Origin of the sequence: Paenibacillus oryzae (assembly GCF_001675045.1) — a bacterium.
Lineage (GTDB): Bacteria > Bacillota > Bacilli > Paenibacillales > Paenibacillaceae > Pristimantibacillus > Pristimantibacillus oryzae.
In genome coordinates, this window is the sequence record NZ_LYPA01000020.1 from 15771 (window position 1) to 29788 (window position 14018).

The 14018-nt window shown below is 49.9% G+C and carries 11 protein-coding genes; 9 read left to right on the forward strand and 2 right to left on the reverse strand.

The features are described from left to right. Positions 1 to 292 precede the first annotated feature (292 nt). From chvE to A7K91_RS00610, 6 genes are all read left to right on the forward strand, one after another. Positions 293 to 1435 (forward strand): multiple monosaccharide ABC transporter substrate-binding protein, encoded by a 1143-nt coding sequence (chvE, locus tag A7K91_RS00585; RefSeq protein ID WP_068678618.1) that lies wholly within the window; start codon positions 293 to 295, stop codon positions 1433 to 1435. Between the two features lie 169 nt (positions 1436 to 1604). Then, the gene (gene mmsA, locus A7K91_RS00590) at positions 1605 to 3134 is read left to right on the forward strand and encodes a multiple monosaccharide ABC transporter ATP-binding protein (protein WP_068678620.1); all 1530 of its coding nucleotides are present in this window, start codon (positions 1605 to 1607) and stop codon (positions 3132 to 3134) included. A gap of 3 nt (positions 3135 to 3137) precedes the next feature. Further along, a complete protein-coding gene (gene mmsB / locus A7K91_RS00595) occupies positions 3138 to 4301 on the forward strand; it encodes a multiple monosaccharide ABC transporter permease (protein WP_211274488.1) in 1164 nt (387 codons plus the stop codon). An 85-nt stretch (positions 4302 to 4386) separates the two neighbouring features. Next, a complete protein-coding gene (locus A7K91_RS00600; protein WP_068678621.1) occupies positions 4387 to 5400 on the forward strand; it encodes a substrate-binding domain-containing protein in 1014 nt (337 codons plus the stop codon). A gap of 10 nt (positions 5401 to 5410) precedes the next feature. Further along, a complete protein-coding gene (locus A7K91_RS00605; RefSeq protein WP_342671720.1) occupies positions 5411 to 7264 on the forward strand; it encodes a cache domain-containing sensor histidine kinase in 1854 nt (617 codons plus the stop codon). Between the two features lie 20 nt (positions 7265 to 7284). Further along, the gene (locus tag A7K91_RS00610; RefSeq protein WP_281198596.1) at positions 7285 to 8472 is read left to right on the forward strand and encodes a response regulator; all 1188 of its coding nucleotides are present in this window, start codon (positions 7285 to 7287) and stop codon (positions 8470 to 8472) included. 501 nt (positions 8473 to 8973) lie between these two features. Here A7K91_RS00610 and A7K91_RS00615 read toward each other — a convergent pair. Together A7K91_RS00615 and A7K91_RS00620 are read right to left on the reverse strand one after the other, a co-directional pair. Continuing rightward, positions 8974 to 9357, reverse strand: coding sequence for a hypothetical protein (locus A7K91_RS00615; protein WP_156739214.1), 384 nt, complete (start codon positions 9355 to 9357; stop codon positions 8974 to 8976). Then, positions 9308 to 9871, reverse strand: coding sequence for a GbsR/MarR family transcriptional regulator (locus tag A7K91_RS00620; protein WP_068678627.1), 564 nt, complete (start codon positions 9869 to 9871; stop codon positions 9308 to 9310). Before A7K91_RS00620 ends, A7K91_RS00615 begins: the two co-directional genes overlap by 50 nt. Before the next feature lie 272 nt (positions 9872 to 10143). On the opposite strand from A7K91_RS00620, the gene A7K91_RS00625 reads away from it, so the two are divergent. The 3 genes from A7K91_RS00625 to A7K91_RS00635 all read left to right on the forward strand — a co-directional run bounded on the left by A7K91_RS00625 (position 10144) and on the right by A7K91_RS00635 (position 13198). Further along, complete coding sequence (locus tag A7K91_RS00625; protein ID WP_068678630.1) at positions 10144 to 11376, forward strand: quaternary amine ABC transporter ATP-binding protein; 1233 nt, start codon at positions 10144 to 10146, stop codon at positions 11374 to 11376. Continuing rightward, positions 11363 to 12202 (forward strand): ABC transporter permease, encoded by an 840-nt coding sequence (locus tag A7K91_RS00630; protein ID WP_068678632.1) that lies wholly within the window; start codon positions 11363 to 11365, stop codon positions 12200 to 12202. Before A7K91_RS00625 ends, A7K91_RS00630 begins: the two co-directional genes overlap by 14 nt. Before the next feature lie 93 nt (positions 12203 to 12295). Beyond that, positions 12296 to 13198, forward strand: coding sequence for a glycine betaine ABC transporter substrate-binding protein (locus tag A7K91_RS00635; protein ID WP_068678634.1), 903 nt, complete (start codon positions 12296 to 12298; stop codon positions 13196 to 13198). Positions 13199 to 14018 lie beyond the last annotated feature (820 nt).

The following is a 14018-nucleotide window of genomic DNA, read 5'->3' on the forward strand; positions in this document are numbered from 1 at the left end:
CCCCGTCCGTTACTTATCCTACCGCTCATCCAATACTCATCCAGCCACATTCAGCACCCCATCCATCGCTTATCCCGCTGCTCATCCAGTCACTCATTCAGCATCCCGTCCGTCACTTATCCTGCCGCTCAATACTCATCCAGCCACTAATGTTAGGGTTGTGTCTCATTCCATAGTTAAAATTTTATAAAAACTGGTCAATCCAGTCGAAATACAGCTCCCCTCTCCCCTAGCTACAATAAAGGTGCAATTCCAATTCATTACATTTTATAGGAAGAGGGGTTTTCGGAAAATGAAAAAATCGATGTGGAGCAGTTTGTTAACCATTTTGCTTGTTTTTGCGCTGGCCGCATGCTCGGGCAATAGCGGGAATGGAGGTTCAGGAAATGGCGGAACCGGAGGTTCGGGTTCGGGAGGCTCTGACGGCTCGGGAGGCTCCGCAGGCGGAAAAGGCAGTATCGGCATTGCAATGCCAACCAAATCATCGGAGCGCTGGGTCAACGACGGCGCAAATATGAAGAAGGTTTTTGAGGAGCTGGGTTATTCGGTCGACCTGCAATACGCGGAAGACATTATCGAAAACCAAGTATCCCAGATCGAAAATATGATAACAAAAGGCGCAGACGTACTCGTCATCGCCGCAATCGACGGCGAATCGCTGACGGATGTACTGCAGAAAGCCGCAGACGAAAACATTTCTGTAATCGCTTACGACCGGCTGATCCGAAATTCGGAGCATGTCAGCTATTACGCCACCTTCGATAACTTCAAGGTTGGCGTGCTGCAAGCCTCCTACCTGGTCGACAAGCTGGGCGTTGAGGACGGTAAAGGCCCATTTAACATCGAGCTGTTTGCCGGTTCTCCCGATGACAACAATGCTTACTTCTTCTTCAATGGCGCCATGAGCGTCATTCAGCCTCATATCGACAGCGGCAAGCTTGTGGTCAAAAGCGGACAAACGTCGATGGAGCAGGTTGCAACGCTGCGGTGGGACGGAGCAACCGCTCAAGCACGCATGGATAACCTGCTAAGCGCCAACTACACCACAGAGGACGTGCACGCGGTATTGTCGCCGTACGACGGCATCAGCATCGGCATTATTTCTTCATTAAAAGGCGTTGGCTACGGCTCATCCGACAAACCAATGCCGGTCATCAGCGGTCAGGACGCGGAGCTTGCATCCGTCAAATCCATTATTGCCGGAGAGCAAACATCCACTATTTTCAAGGATACGCGTGAATTAGCCAAAGTGGCGGCCAGCATGGCAGAAGCCGTTCTGGAAAACAAGGAGCCGCAAATCAACGATACAAAAACGTACGATAACGGCGTTAAGGTCGTCCCTTCCTTCCTGCTGGAGCCCGTATCGGTCGACATCAGCAACTACAAGGAGATTTTGGTGGATTCCGGCTACTACAAGGAAAGCGATTTGAAATAGACCCGCTTAGCAAATGAATGTGCGATTGTAAGAGGAATTTAAAGAGGGAATCGACAAATGATTTGGCGCTGAAACACGCCGAATCATTTGTTTATCCCTGCAAAGCGCTATTAGTATGTGTTCAAAAAGTTCGTTTTTTGAACAACCTCTATCAAGGAGCGGGTAGACCATGGCATCAAACCTACTGGAAATGCAGGCGATTACCAAAACCTTTCCCGGCGTAAAAGCGCTGGAAAACGTTAATTTGAAGGTTAAAGAAGGTGAAATCCATGCCCTTATGGGCGAAAACGGTGCAGGAAAATCAACCTTGATGAAGGTGCTGTCCGGCGTATACGAGTTTGGCGCCTATGAAGGCGATATTCTGTTCAAGGGCGAAACCTGCCGATTTCGCACCATTTCCGACAGCGAAAAAAAAGGCATCGTCATCATCCATCAAGAGCTGGCTCTTATTCCGCAGCTTTCCGTAGCCGAAAACATTTTTTTGGGCAATGAACGGTCCAAACGCGGCATTATCGACTGGTACAAAACAGAGCTGGAAACAAGAGAGCTGCTGAAGACGGTCGGGCTGGACGAAAAACCCTCCGTCAAGGCCGGCTCGCTTGGCGTAGGCAAGCAGCAGCTTGTGGAAATCGCCAAAGCGTTGTCAAAGGAAGTAAAGCTGCTTATTTTGGACGAACCAACTGCCGCATTAAATGAAGAGGACAGCGAAAACCTGCTGCGCCTTCTGCTGTCGTTCAAGGGGCAAGGCATTACCTCCATCATTATATCCCACAAGCTGAATGAAATAATGAAGGTGGCGGATTCCATCACCATATTGCGGGACGGAAAAACAATCGAAACCTTAAACGTTCATGAGGAAACCATTACGGAGGAACGGATCATTCAAGGCATGGTTGGGCGGGACTTGACGCATCGTTATCCTCTCCGTACCCCAACAATCGGGGATATTGGTTTTGAAATCAAGGATTGGACCGTTTACCATCCGGTGCAAAGTGAACGCATCATGGTGGACAGCGCCAGCCTGAACGTCCGCAAGGGAGAAATCGTTGGCATTGCAGGTTTGATGGGTGCAGGCAGAACAGAATTGGCGATGAGTCTTTTTGGAAAAAGCTACGGCCAGAAAATCAGCGGGACGATTCTCAAAAACGGTACTCCTATCAAGGTGCCTACCATTTCTGCCGCGATTGAAGCCGGCATTGCCTACGTAACCGAGGACCGCAAGGAATACGGCTTGATTCTTATGCAGGATATCAAAAGCAATATCTCGCTTGCCAACCTCTCCAGCATATCGCGCCGCTATTTGGTAAACGACCATCAGGAGCTGGTGGAGGCGGAGCGTTACCGGGAAAAAATGGCGATCAAGACGCCTAGCGTTCATCAGAAAACAGGCAATCTAAGCGGCGGCAATCAGCAAAAGGTTGTGCTTAGCAAATGGATATTTACCGAGCCGGAGCTGCTGATTCTGGATGAACCAACGCGCGGCATCGACGTTGGCGCCAAGTTTGAAATCTATTCCATCATTCACGATGCGGCATCCCAAGGCAAAAGCGTGCTTATGATTTCTTCGGAGCTGCCCGAGCTTCTTGGCATGTGCGACCGGATCTACGTCATGAATGAAGGACGAATAACCGGCGAGGTCGCGAGGGAAGAAGCCACGCAGGAGCTTCTGATGAAATACATGACGAGAGGACGGGATTAGCCGATGCTGGATTCGGTGAAAAAACTATTTCGAAGCAATATCAGACAATATGGCATGTTTATTGCGTTAGCGCTGATCATGCTGTTTTTTGAGATCATAACGGATGGAACCTTGTTAAGGCCGCTCAACATTACCAATCTGGTGCTGCAAAACAGCTACATTCTCATCTTGGCCATAGGTATGCTGCTTGTCATCATAACCGGGCATATCGATTTGTCGGTAGGCTCCGTTGCCGCCTTTGTAGGCGCCGTATCCGCCATTATGATGGTCAATCTCAACATCCATTTCAGTTTAGCCATTATTTTGTCGCTGTTAATCGGAGCGGCTGTCGGAGCTTGGCACGGCTTCTGGATCGCTTACGTGCGAATCCCATCCTTTATAGTCACGTTAGCCGGCATGCTTCTGTTCCGAGGTTTGACCATGCTGGTGCTGGACGGAAAATCGGTGGCTCCGTTTCCTGACGGCTTTCGCGCGATCAGCACGGGCTTCCTTCCAACCTTTGGCGGCGGCAGCCTTCATTATGTCACGATTCTGATCGGGATTGGCCTCTCGCTTCTGTTGATTGTGATGGACTGGCGCAAGCGGCTGCTCGACCAGCGCTACAAGCTGGAGGTGCTGCCCCCTGTTTTCATGATCGTCAAGCTTGCGGTGCTGGTAGCGATCCTGAATTATTTTGCCTTTTTGCTAGCGTCCTATAAAGGGCTGCCCAATATATTCGTGCTTCTGTTTGCGCTCATCGTTTTCTATACATTCATCATGCGCCGCACCATTATGGGCCGTCATATTTACGCGCTTGGCGGCAACGAAAAAGCCGCCCGCCTGTCGGGCATCAAAACGAAAAAAATGACTTTTTGGGTTTTCGTCAACATGGGCGTAATGGCCGCGCTGGCCGGGCTAGTATTTGCGGCCCGATTAAATGCCGCGACCCCGAAGGCGGGCGTCAACTTTGAGCTGGACGCCATAGCCGCAGCCTTTATCGGCGGCGCATCCGCAACCGGAGGCGTTGGCACGGTTATCGGCGCTATCGTAGGCGGCCTCGTCATGGGCGTCATGAACAACGGCATGTCGCTGGTTGGCCTTGGCATTGATTATCAGCAAGGCATCAAAGGTCTTGTGCTCCTGCTGGCCGTAGCTTTTGATATCTACAACAAAAATAAATCCTCCTGAATCGGTCTAAATCGGTATGCTATACTAGCTTTAAAAAGAGTACATTAAAACGGTTACAATCCAATATCTGGCCGGAGGACCACGTATGAAAAAGCTTCTTCTCCTGTATTTCATTCTTATAATGACGCTGCTTGCTTATTTGTATGTGGCCCACTTTCGAGGCAATGATACGATGTACAATGAGCAGGAAGCCGGCTTGCGGGGCGGTCTGGATGAAAAATACGTCATGGTCAATTTTTTAAGCGGCATTGATTATTGGAAAAACGTGCTGAAGGGCTTTGAGGATGCAGCCGAAACGCTAAACGTTTCCGTGGAATACCGGGGGGCGACCCAATACGGCGCCCAGGAGGAAGTTATCGTGCTGGAGCAGGTCATCGCCCGCAAGCCTGCGGGAATTGCCGTCAGCGCCATCGACTCCGAGGTGCTTAACGATGCGATCCAGAAGGCGGTTGAAGCCGGCATCCCCGTCGTTATGTTCGATGCGGACGCGCCGGACAGCAAGGCTTATTCATTTATCGGCACAAACAATTATGAAGCAGGCGTTACGGCAGCGAGGCAAATGGCCGCCATGTCGGGCGGCAAAGGGCAATTCGGCATTATTACGCATCCCAATCAGTTGAATCATCAGCAGCGGACAAAGGGCTTTAAGGAAACGATTGAACGCGAATTTCCCGATATGGAGCTTGTCGCTATCGAGGACGGCAAGGGCGACCAGCTTGTGTCGGAGCAAAAAACGCTGGATATGATTTCGGGTTATTCCAATTTGAGCGGCATATTTGTTACGGAAGCCAGCGGCGGCGTTGGCGTAGGCAACGCCGTTTATGCGGCCGGACTGCAGGGCAAGCTGACCGTCATTTGCTTCGATACCGATAAGGGCACGCTGGATATGATCAAAAGCGGCACCGTTTCGGCAACAATCGCCCAGGGCACCTGGAGCATGGGATATTGGTCGCTCATGCAGCTGTTTCACCTGAACCATCAGCTCGTAGAGCCGATGCCAGACTGGAGAGGCGCCAATGTTTCGCCCGTTCCGAATTACGTCGATACTGGCGTAACGGTTGTGACCGTCGATAACGTCGATCATTTTTACGCCAAATGAGGGAATGTCCATGATGCCGAATATAACCGTGATGCTGCGGGAGAGACTGCAACTTAACAACTGGCCGATACGCAACAAGCTGATAGTCCACTTTTTGCTGATTAGCATCCTGCCCTCGCTATGTATCACCTTTTTATTTTCATTGACCGTAAGCAATATGCTGGAAAAGCAAGCCAACCAGCAGACGCTTCAGCTCATAGGCAATGTGAACAAATCGCTGGACGCGCATACGGCCAACATTCAGAATGTGTCCTATTTTGTTGCGATGAACCCGGAGGTCCAGACGTTTTTGAGCGAGGGGCATCTCTCCATCACAAGGGACGAAGACCGATATCGCGTTTTCAAATTTCTGCAGGGCTTTACGACGCTATATTCCGAAATTGCAGGCATTATGGTCGTCAGCGCCGACGGCCATTATTTGAGCAATGAAATGTACGCGAGAGGCAGCAGCAATCTGACGGAAGAATATTGGTATCGCGAAGCAGTAGCGGCCAGGGGCATTTTCAAAATGATCGGCAGACCGGTCAACCGCAATGTCATTACTCATGCCAACTATAAGGAAAATGAGCTGATTTCCGTCGTCCGGGCTATTCAGGACCCTGAAACAGGCGCCAATAAAGGGGTCGTCATCATCGACCTCAAGCTTAGAGCTATCGCCGAAACGGTGCGCGACGTCAAGCTGGGCAAACGCGGGTATCTGGTCGTTATCGACGAACAAGGAAACTCCATCTATGCGCCGGGACATGCCGTAACGATCGGCAAGCCGTTATCCGAAGCAATGTCCGCGAATGCCACTAATATGCTGGCCCGTGAAGTAAATGGCGAAAAGCTCCAGTTTATTTATCAAAAATCATCCTTTACCAACTGGACGACCGTAGGCGTTTTCCCTCTTCAGGATATGCTGCAGGAAATCAAGGATATTAATTTATATCTGGTTTTATTCGTTTTTGTCGTCTGCATGCTGGGCATTACAGCGTCTTACTTTTTGTCCAATTCGATATCACGCCCCATCACTCAGCTTGCCTCTGTGGTTCGCAAGGTTGAGGAGGGCAACATGAGTTTGCGCATGAGCGGCGAACGCTCCGACGAAATCGGGCTGTTGGGACGCAGCTTCAACAAAATGCTGATCCAGATCAACCGCCTCTTAAGCCAGGTGGAGCTGGAGCAGCGCAAAAAACGGGAGGCCGAGCTTAGAAGCCTGCAAGCCCATATCCAGCCGCATTTTCTGTACAATACGCTGGATACGATCCAATGGCTTGCGCGCAAGGACGGAGCCCGGGAAGCGACTGAAATGGTCGAGGCTTTGTCCAAGCTGTTCCGCTTGGGCTTAAGCAAAGGTCAAGAGCTTATTCCGCTGGAGGATGAGCTGGATCATATCGGCAACTATTTGAAAATCCAGAAAACAAGATATAAAGACAAGTTGAATTACAGCATTCATATGGACGATAATTGCAGGAATCTCACAGTACTGAAGCTGATCCTGCAGCCTGTTGTCGAAAATGCCATTTATCACGGCATCAAGGAGCGGCGCGGTCCCGGCTTTATCGGCATTCGGGTCACCATTCTGGGAGGGTATCTGATGCTTGTTATCGAGGATGACGGCGCAGGCATGACGGAAGAAAAGCTCCAGCATTTGAGGCAAAGCTTGATTCTGCCGCTGGATGACCGGGAAGAGTCCATTGGAAGCGAGGAGCTAACGTTAAACGGCAGCCGCATCGGGTACGGGCTACGGAATGTCCAGGAAAGAATGCAGCTTGGCTTCGGTATGGCGTACGGTATTTCGGTGGACAGCGCAGCGGGCAGCGGCACAACCGTTACGCTGAGGCATCCTGTATTAAAGGCCCGGGGGAGGGATGGCACATAAACGGCAAATGGAAGGTCGTTATTGCAGATGATGAAGTCATTATTCGGGAAGGAATCCATTCCGTCATCCAATGGGATGAATTAAATCTGGTTCCTGCCGGCGAAGCCGAGGACGGCCAAGAGGCGCTTGAATTGGCTTTGGCGCAATCGGCAGATATCGTGCTGGTCGACCTTAGCATGCCTATCATGAATGGCTTGACGCTTATTCGCCATATTCGGGAGAAGCTGCCAGCGTGCAAAATGGTCATCATCACGGGCCATGATGAATTCGCCTACGCCCAGGAAGCGATTAAATTCGAGGTTGCGGGCTATATTCTCAAGCCGATTAATCCGGACAATTTAAATCAGGTGCTGGCATCGGTTATTGCCAAGCTGGACAATGATTATACACAAAAAAAGCTGCTGCAATCGGCATCTCGCCAAATCGAAAAGCATATTGATTTGCTGCGCGACCGCTTTTGTCTGGAATGGATGAGCGGCGAGCTTAGCTTGGATGAAATCCGCGAGCAGCTGCTGTTTCTTGACTTGCCGCAAAGCAGCCTGTCTGCTGTATGCGTGATTCTGTGGCCTGAGCTTGCCAGCGGCGAAATGCTTTATTCCCAGCGGGATCGCCAATTGCTTTTGTTTGCTATTGAAAATATCGCTTTGGAATGTTTTGCGCAAGAAAGGAACGGCGAAGAAGGCTGCATCCATTTCCGGGATTACGACGGTTATCTTGTCTTTATGCTCCAGCATGCGCCTTCGGCGAAGCTGCTGGAGCATATTAAACAGTCGGTGCAGTCCTTCTTGAATATTCGCATCCACTCCGGTCTTGCGTATAACGGTGAGGACATGGACGGTATCCATTTCGTTTACCAGCAAGCCAAAGCCTCCATACAGCGGGAGCTGAAGCTTTCGCCGCTTATCAAGCAGGCCAAGGAATGGATTGCTGCCAACCATAAGGATCAGCGTTTATCGCTGGAGCAGGCGGCGCGCGTTTTAAACGTCTCCCCTGTTTATCTCAGCCGGCTGTTCAAGCAGGAAACAGGCCGCTCATTTATCGGCCATCTTACGTATACCCGCATGAAAACGGCGATTGAGCTGCTGCAGGGCAGCGACATGACCATTCAGGAAATTTCGCAGCAGGCCGGCTACGAAACCCAGCATTATTTTAGCACCGCATTCAAAAAAATAACCGGCATGTCCCCCATTCAATACCGAAAGCGTTAGCTTGCCGCATTAGGGATAGTCTACCGGCCAAGCGGCCCCAGTCTCTGACCAAGCCGCCGAATCAGTCTCAGATCAAGCCACAGGATCAGGCTCCGATCAAGCCAGAGGATAGGACTTCGATCAAGCCAGAGGATCAGGCCACTGGGGAGCAGCGTATTCATATAAAAAGTGCCCTGATCCGGGCACTTTTTTTATATGGAGCCCACCAGCAGAATGACGCCCCTCTATTCCTCTCCGCTTATTTTCTCATTATGTTTAGACCTGTGCAATGTTTAGACCTGTGCGCCTGCTAGAAACACCCATCCGGTTGCCAGCCATACTAGCTTAATGCAGCAGAATCCAACTTAGTCGGACATTTCCGTCCGTTAGAAGGCAGTTTTAGCTGAAAACAAAAAAGTAACGGTCAGATTTGGCCGTCACTCTTGTTTTGAGGAGCATATTTCGCTTTTTTCGAGCTGTAATGGACGTCGTTGACCGTAAGGAATAAGAATCCCCTTTTTTTCACCGTTTAACGGTCAAATATGACCGCTGCCCAATATCAACATTAACCGATCCACTATAGTGCACAATATCAACATTAACCAATCCACTACAGTGCTCAATATCAACATCCGCCGACCCACTGACCCACTGATAGCCCCAATTCTCAACATACATCGAGCTGCCGACACTGCCCCATATTATCATCCGCCTATAGCCAAAGCGCCGCTTTGTGAGTTTTTGATTTGCAATCCGCCGCTTTTCATTTTTGGCGCTTTGGTAGCTAGGCTCTTTTTTCCGGCGCTTTTTCATTTGTGGCGCTTGGTTGGTTAGGCTCTTCTTTGCGGCGCTTTTATTAGTTCGGCTCTTCCTTGGGTATAAAGTTGTAAATTTCGCCAGATTCAAAGCTGTCGATCAGCCTGTCCAGCCATTTATAATAGGCAAGCGCGTCATTTATTTTTTCCTGGTCGCTTTGCAGCAGCTTAACCATTGCCAAATCATCGCTAAAACGCTCCAGCAAGACTCCAATTTCTTTCATGCTCCTGTTTAATGCGCTCATGTTTTGCTCAACAGCCTTGCGCCATTTTATTGAAAAGAAATCGGCAAAATTCTGGTGCCAATCCGATTCAACCTCGTACAAATCCTTCCGTGAGCCTTTTCCCCACACTTTATTGATCATTTTCAAATCGTACAGGGTACGCATGCCGGTGCTCATTGACGTTTTGCTCATACCCATTGTTTCGCTCATTTCGTCAAGCGTAACCGGTTCACGGTTAAAATACATATTTCCATATAAATGACCAATGGACAAAGTAATCCCGTATAAATCCATGTTTTTGCCGATTGATTCCACCACGCGTCTGCGCATTTGCAGCAGCAAGGCGCGTTGTTCATCGCTTAATTCCGCCAGTTCGTTCATGTCATCCCTCCTGAGGAGTGGCCGCCACCTTTCAGTACGTGTTCAAAAGGTCCTTCACCAAGTACTATCGCTATTGTAAGCAAACGCCCCAACTATGTAAAGAACACTCTCAGGGCGAAAAAGGGAGTTATCAAGAGTATACGGTACGTTAAGTTTGTAAAGTTAAAACTGTACAGACTATACGGACGCTCACGCGCTTTGACCGTTACAAAGTTATCCAACTACACTTAGGGAGTGGATTTTTTACGAGAGGTACGGAAGGAGGCAACACCATGGCGATGATAGAAGCTAAAGGGCTGACCAAGCTATTTGGTCAAGACGCCAAGCGGGGTATGCCGCTATTGAAACAAGGCTGGACAAAAGAAAAGCTTCTCGCCGAAGCAAAATTGACCATTGGCGTAAATCAAGCTGATTTCACCATAGAAGAAGGTCAAATATTTGTAATCATGGGCTTATCCGGCAGCGGAAAATCGACGCTGGTTCGACTGCTTAACCGTCTGATCGAGCCAACCGGAGGTACGCTGCTGTTCCAAGGCCAGGATGTTACGAAGATGTCGCCGGAGAAGCTCCGGCAGTTCCGACGGAAAAATATCGGAATGGTTTTTCAAAAGTTTGCTTTGTTTCCGCACCGCACCGTCATTCAAAACGTGGAATACGGGCTTGAGGTGCAGGGCATCGCCAAAAAGGAACGCCGGGAAATGGCAATGCGTTCATTAGAGCTGGTTGGCTTAAAGGGCTGGGAAAACAGCTATCCCGACCAATTAAGCGGCGGCATGCAGCAGAGGGTTGGCCTTGCCCGCGGACTGGCTAGCGATCCCGACATCCTGCTGATGGACGAGGCGTTCAGCGCGCTTGATCCGCTCATTCGCAAGGATATGCAGGATGAATTGCTGGAGCTTCAGTCCAAAATGAAAAAAACGATTGTATTCATTACCCATGATCTGGATGAAGCGCTGCGCATCGGCGATGTTATCGCCTTGATGAAGGATGGCAGCATTGTGCAAATCGGAACGCCGGAGGACATATTGATGCAGCCGGCTAACCGCTATGTTGAACGCTTCGTTGAAGATGTCGATTTGTCCAAGGTGCTTACGGCATCCCATGCTATGGACAAGGCGGAAACCGTCACGACGGATCGTGGTCCGCGCGTTGCGCTTCAATTTATGCGTGATCGCGGCGTGTCCAGCCTGTATGTGGTCGACAAATCGATGCATCTGCTCGGCCTTGTAAGCGCAGAGGATGCATCGCGCGCCGTTAAGGAAAACCTCAAGCTGGTGGATGTGCTGCAAACAGATATCCCTACGACGCATCCGGATACTTTGCTTAATGAATTATTTGAATTAATGGGCAATTCCAGACTGCCAGTGGCTGTCATCGGAGACAATCGCCGCCTGAAAGGCGTCGTCATCAAAGGCGCCGTTCTTGCAGCATTGGCTGGCGGCAGCAATGGCGATAATGGCGATAACAGCCCTCAGAATGGAGGTGCGGCTCATGGGACTGCCTAAGCTGCCCCTGGCGGATTGGGTCGAATGGCTTCAGGATTGGATGGGCGATAATCTTTGGCCGTTATTTTCCTTCATTTCATTTGTTATCGGAGGAATCGTCAAAGGGCTGAACAACGCCTTGATCTGGCTGCCTCCAATCGCCGTCATTATATTGTTTACCGCTATTGCCTGGTATATTGGCAAATGGCGCATGGGCGTGTTCACCATCGTTGGACTGCTGCTGATCGACAATCTCGGGTTGTGGAATCAAACGATGCAAACGCTGGCGCTGGTTTTAACAGCCGCCTTTATTTCCATCCTGATTGGTATTCCGCTTGGCATTTTATGCGCCAGATCGGGCAAGCTGCAAAAAATCGTAACGCCCGTGCTGGATTTTATGCAAACGATGCCGGCTTTCGTTTATTTGCTTCCCGCGATTACCTTTTTTAATCTTGGCGTTGTTCCGGGGGTTATCTCCTCTATTATTTTCGCCATCCCGCCGACCATACGTCTGACGAATCTTGGCATTCGCCAGGTACCGGCAGAGCTTGTTGAAGCGGCTGACGCTTTTGGCTCAACACCGGGACAAAAGCTCGTCAAGCTGCAGCTGCCGATTGCCCTGCCAACTATAATGGCAGGCGTTAATCAGACAATCATGCTGTCGTTATCCATGGTTGTTATCGCATCCATGGTCGGCGCGCAAGGCGTCGGCGCAACCGTCTACCGGGCGGTTACGCAAGTAAAGACGGGCGTAGGCTTCGAGGCTGGTATTGCCATCGTTATTTTGGCTATCATTCTGGACAGACTGACTCAGCAGGTGATCAAAAAATCAAAATCGCATGGATAAGTGATCTTGAGCGCTCCCTAGGGGCCGTGGGTGCTTATCCCCCTCTTCCCCAATGGAGCAGCTTCAAAATAAAACTCAGGAGTGATTTGTAGAATGAAGTGGAACAAACTTAGTGTTATTTTGGCATCGTTGATGGTATTGATTCTGGTTGCAGGCTGCGCTTCCGGTAACGGAAACGGCGGCGGCAAAAACGGCGGAAGCAAATCAGACGGCAAAAAGGAAATTACGCTTGCTTACGTAGCGTGGGACTCCGAAATCGCCAGCACCAACGTTGTCAAAGAGGTGTTGGAATCCAAGCTGGGCTATACCGTGAACATGCTTCAGGTTGACGCCGGCCCAATGTGGGTAGGCATCGCGCAAGGCAGCGCCGACGCTATGGTTGCCGCCTGGCTGCCAACAACGCATGAATCCTACATGAAAGACAATGAAGGCAAGCTGGAAGACCTCGGCCCCAACCTGGATGGTACAAAGCTTGGCCTAGTCGTTCCTTCCTACATGAATATTAACAGCATCGAGGACTTGAACGATGAAGTCGGCGGTACGTTGAACTATACCGTTACAGGCATCGAGCCAGGCGCCGGACTTATGATGAAAACCGAAAGCGTGCTGGAGGAATACGGGCTGAAGGATAAATGGACGCTGCTTGAAAGCTCCTCCGCAGCTATGGCCCAAGCGCTTGAAAAAGCCTATAACAATGAAGAACCGATAATTGTAACAGGCTGGACGCCGCACTGGAAATTTGCCAAAATGGATCTTAAATATTTGGAGGATCCAAAAGGCGTTTACGGTCAAGACGAGCAAATTCATACGATAGTCCGCACAGGTCTAAAAGATGATCAGCCGGAGGCCTACGCTTTCCTGGACGCATTTAACTGGACTCCCGACGATATGGCGGAGGTTATGATTCAAATCGTCGAAGGCGCCTCCCCTGAAGACGCGGCCAAGGCATGGGTAGAAGCTAACGCAGACAAAGTGGATGCCTGGATAAGCAAATAAAACAAGAACCTTCAAAACCACTTTTGTGTGAAGTGGTTTTGAAGGTTCCTTTATATTTATAACGGCTGCTTCTTGAATCAGGCTGCTCCAATTTCACATTTCCAATTCGTGTAAACCAATTCATGTAAATATTGCTGCTCTTTATTTTCAAGAATAGCGTTGACCCGCAGTCATTAGCGATTTGTACGAGGAATCGTACAAAAGCGCAACATAACCCTTCGGCAGGCGCTGTTTTGTACGAGGAATCGTACAAAAGTGCTGCGAACCACTTCGGCAGACGCTGTTTTGTACGAGGAATCGTACAAAAGCACTGCGGAACCACTCGGGCGGAGCTGTTTTGTACGAGGAATCGTACAAAAGCACTGCGGAACCACTCGGGCGGTGCTGTTTTGTACGAGGAATCGTACAAAAGCGCAACATAACCCTTCGGCAGGCGCTGTTTTGTACGAGGAATCGTACAAAAACACTGCGAAACCACTCGGGCGGAGCTGTTTTGTACGAGGAATCGTACAAAAGTACTGCACAACCTTCGGCTGGAGCTGTTTTGTACGAGGAATCGTACAAAAGCACTGCGGAACCACTCGGGCGGGCGCTGTTTTGTACGAGGAATCGTACAAAAACACTGCGGAACCACTCGGGCGGTGCTGTTTTGTACGAGGAATCGTTACTACTTAGGTGCTCTACTAAGTGAATTTTTGGAACAAACAGGAACTAAAGACCTCGATGCCGAATGAGTGAGTTAAAGAAGCCGTTTAGGCAGCGGAGGCGGATGGAAATGGAACTAACACCGGAACAGATACTCCAGATATGCAAAGGAGAC

Excerpts from the sequence above, each read along its gene's own strand:
- A7K91_RS00630 (WP_068678632.1), top strand. The coding sequence starts at position 11,363 with ATGGGACTGCCTAAGCTGCCCCTGGCGGATTGGGTCGAATGGCTTCAG.
- chvE (WP_068678618.1), top strand. The coding sequence starts at position 293 with ATGAAAAAATCGATGTGGAGCAGTTTGTTAACCATTTTGCTTGTTTTT.
- A7K91_RS00635 (WP_068678634.1), top strand. The coding sequence starts at position 12,296 with ATGAAGTGGAACAAACTTAGTGTTATTTTGGCATCGTTGATGGTATTG.
- A7K91_RS00605 (WP_342671720.1), top strand. The coding sequence starts at position 5,411 with ATGATGCCGAATATAACCGTGATGCTGCGGGAGAGACTGCAACTTAAC.
- A7K91_RS00625 (WP_068678630.1), top strand. The coding sequence starts at position 10,144 with ATGGCGATGATAGAAGCTAAAGGGCTGACCAAGCTATTTGGTCAAGAC.
- A7K91_RS00620 (WP_068678627.1), bottom strand. The coding sequence starts at position 9,871 with ATGAACGAACTGGCGGAATTAAGCGATGAACAACGCGCCTTGCTGCTG.
- mmsB (WP_211274488.1), top strand. The coding sequence starts at position 3,138 with ATGCTGGATTCGGTGAAAAAACTATTTCGAAGCAATATCAGACAATAT.
- mmsA (WP_068678620.1), top strand. The coding sequence starts at position 1,605 with ATGGCATCAAACCTACTGGAAATGCAGGCGATTACCAAAACCTTTCCC.
- A7K91_RS00600 (WP_068678621.1), top strand. The coding sequence starts at position 4,387 with ATGAAAAAGCTTCTTCTCCTGTATTTCATTCTTATAATGACGCTGCTT.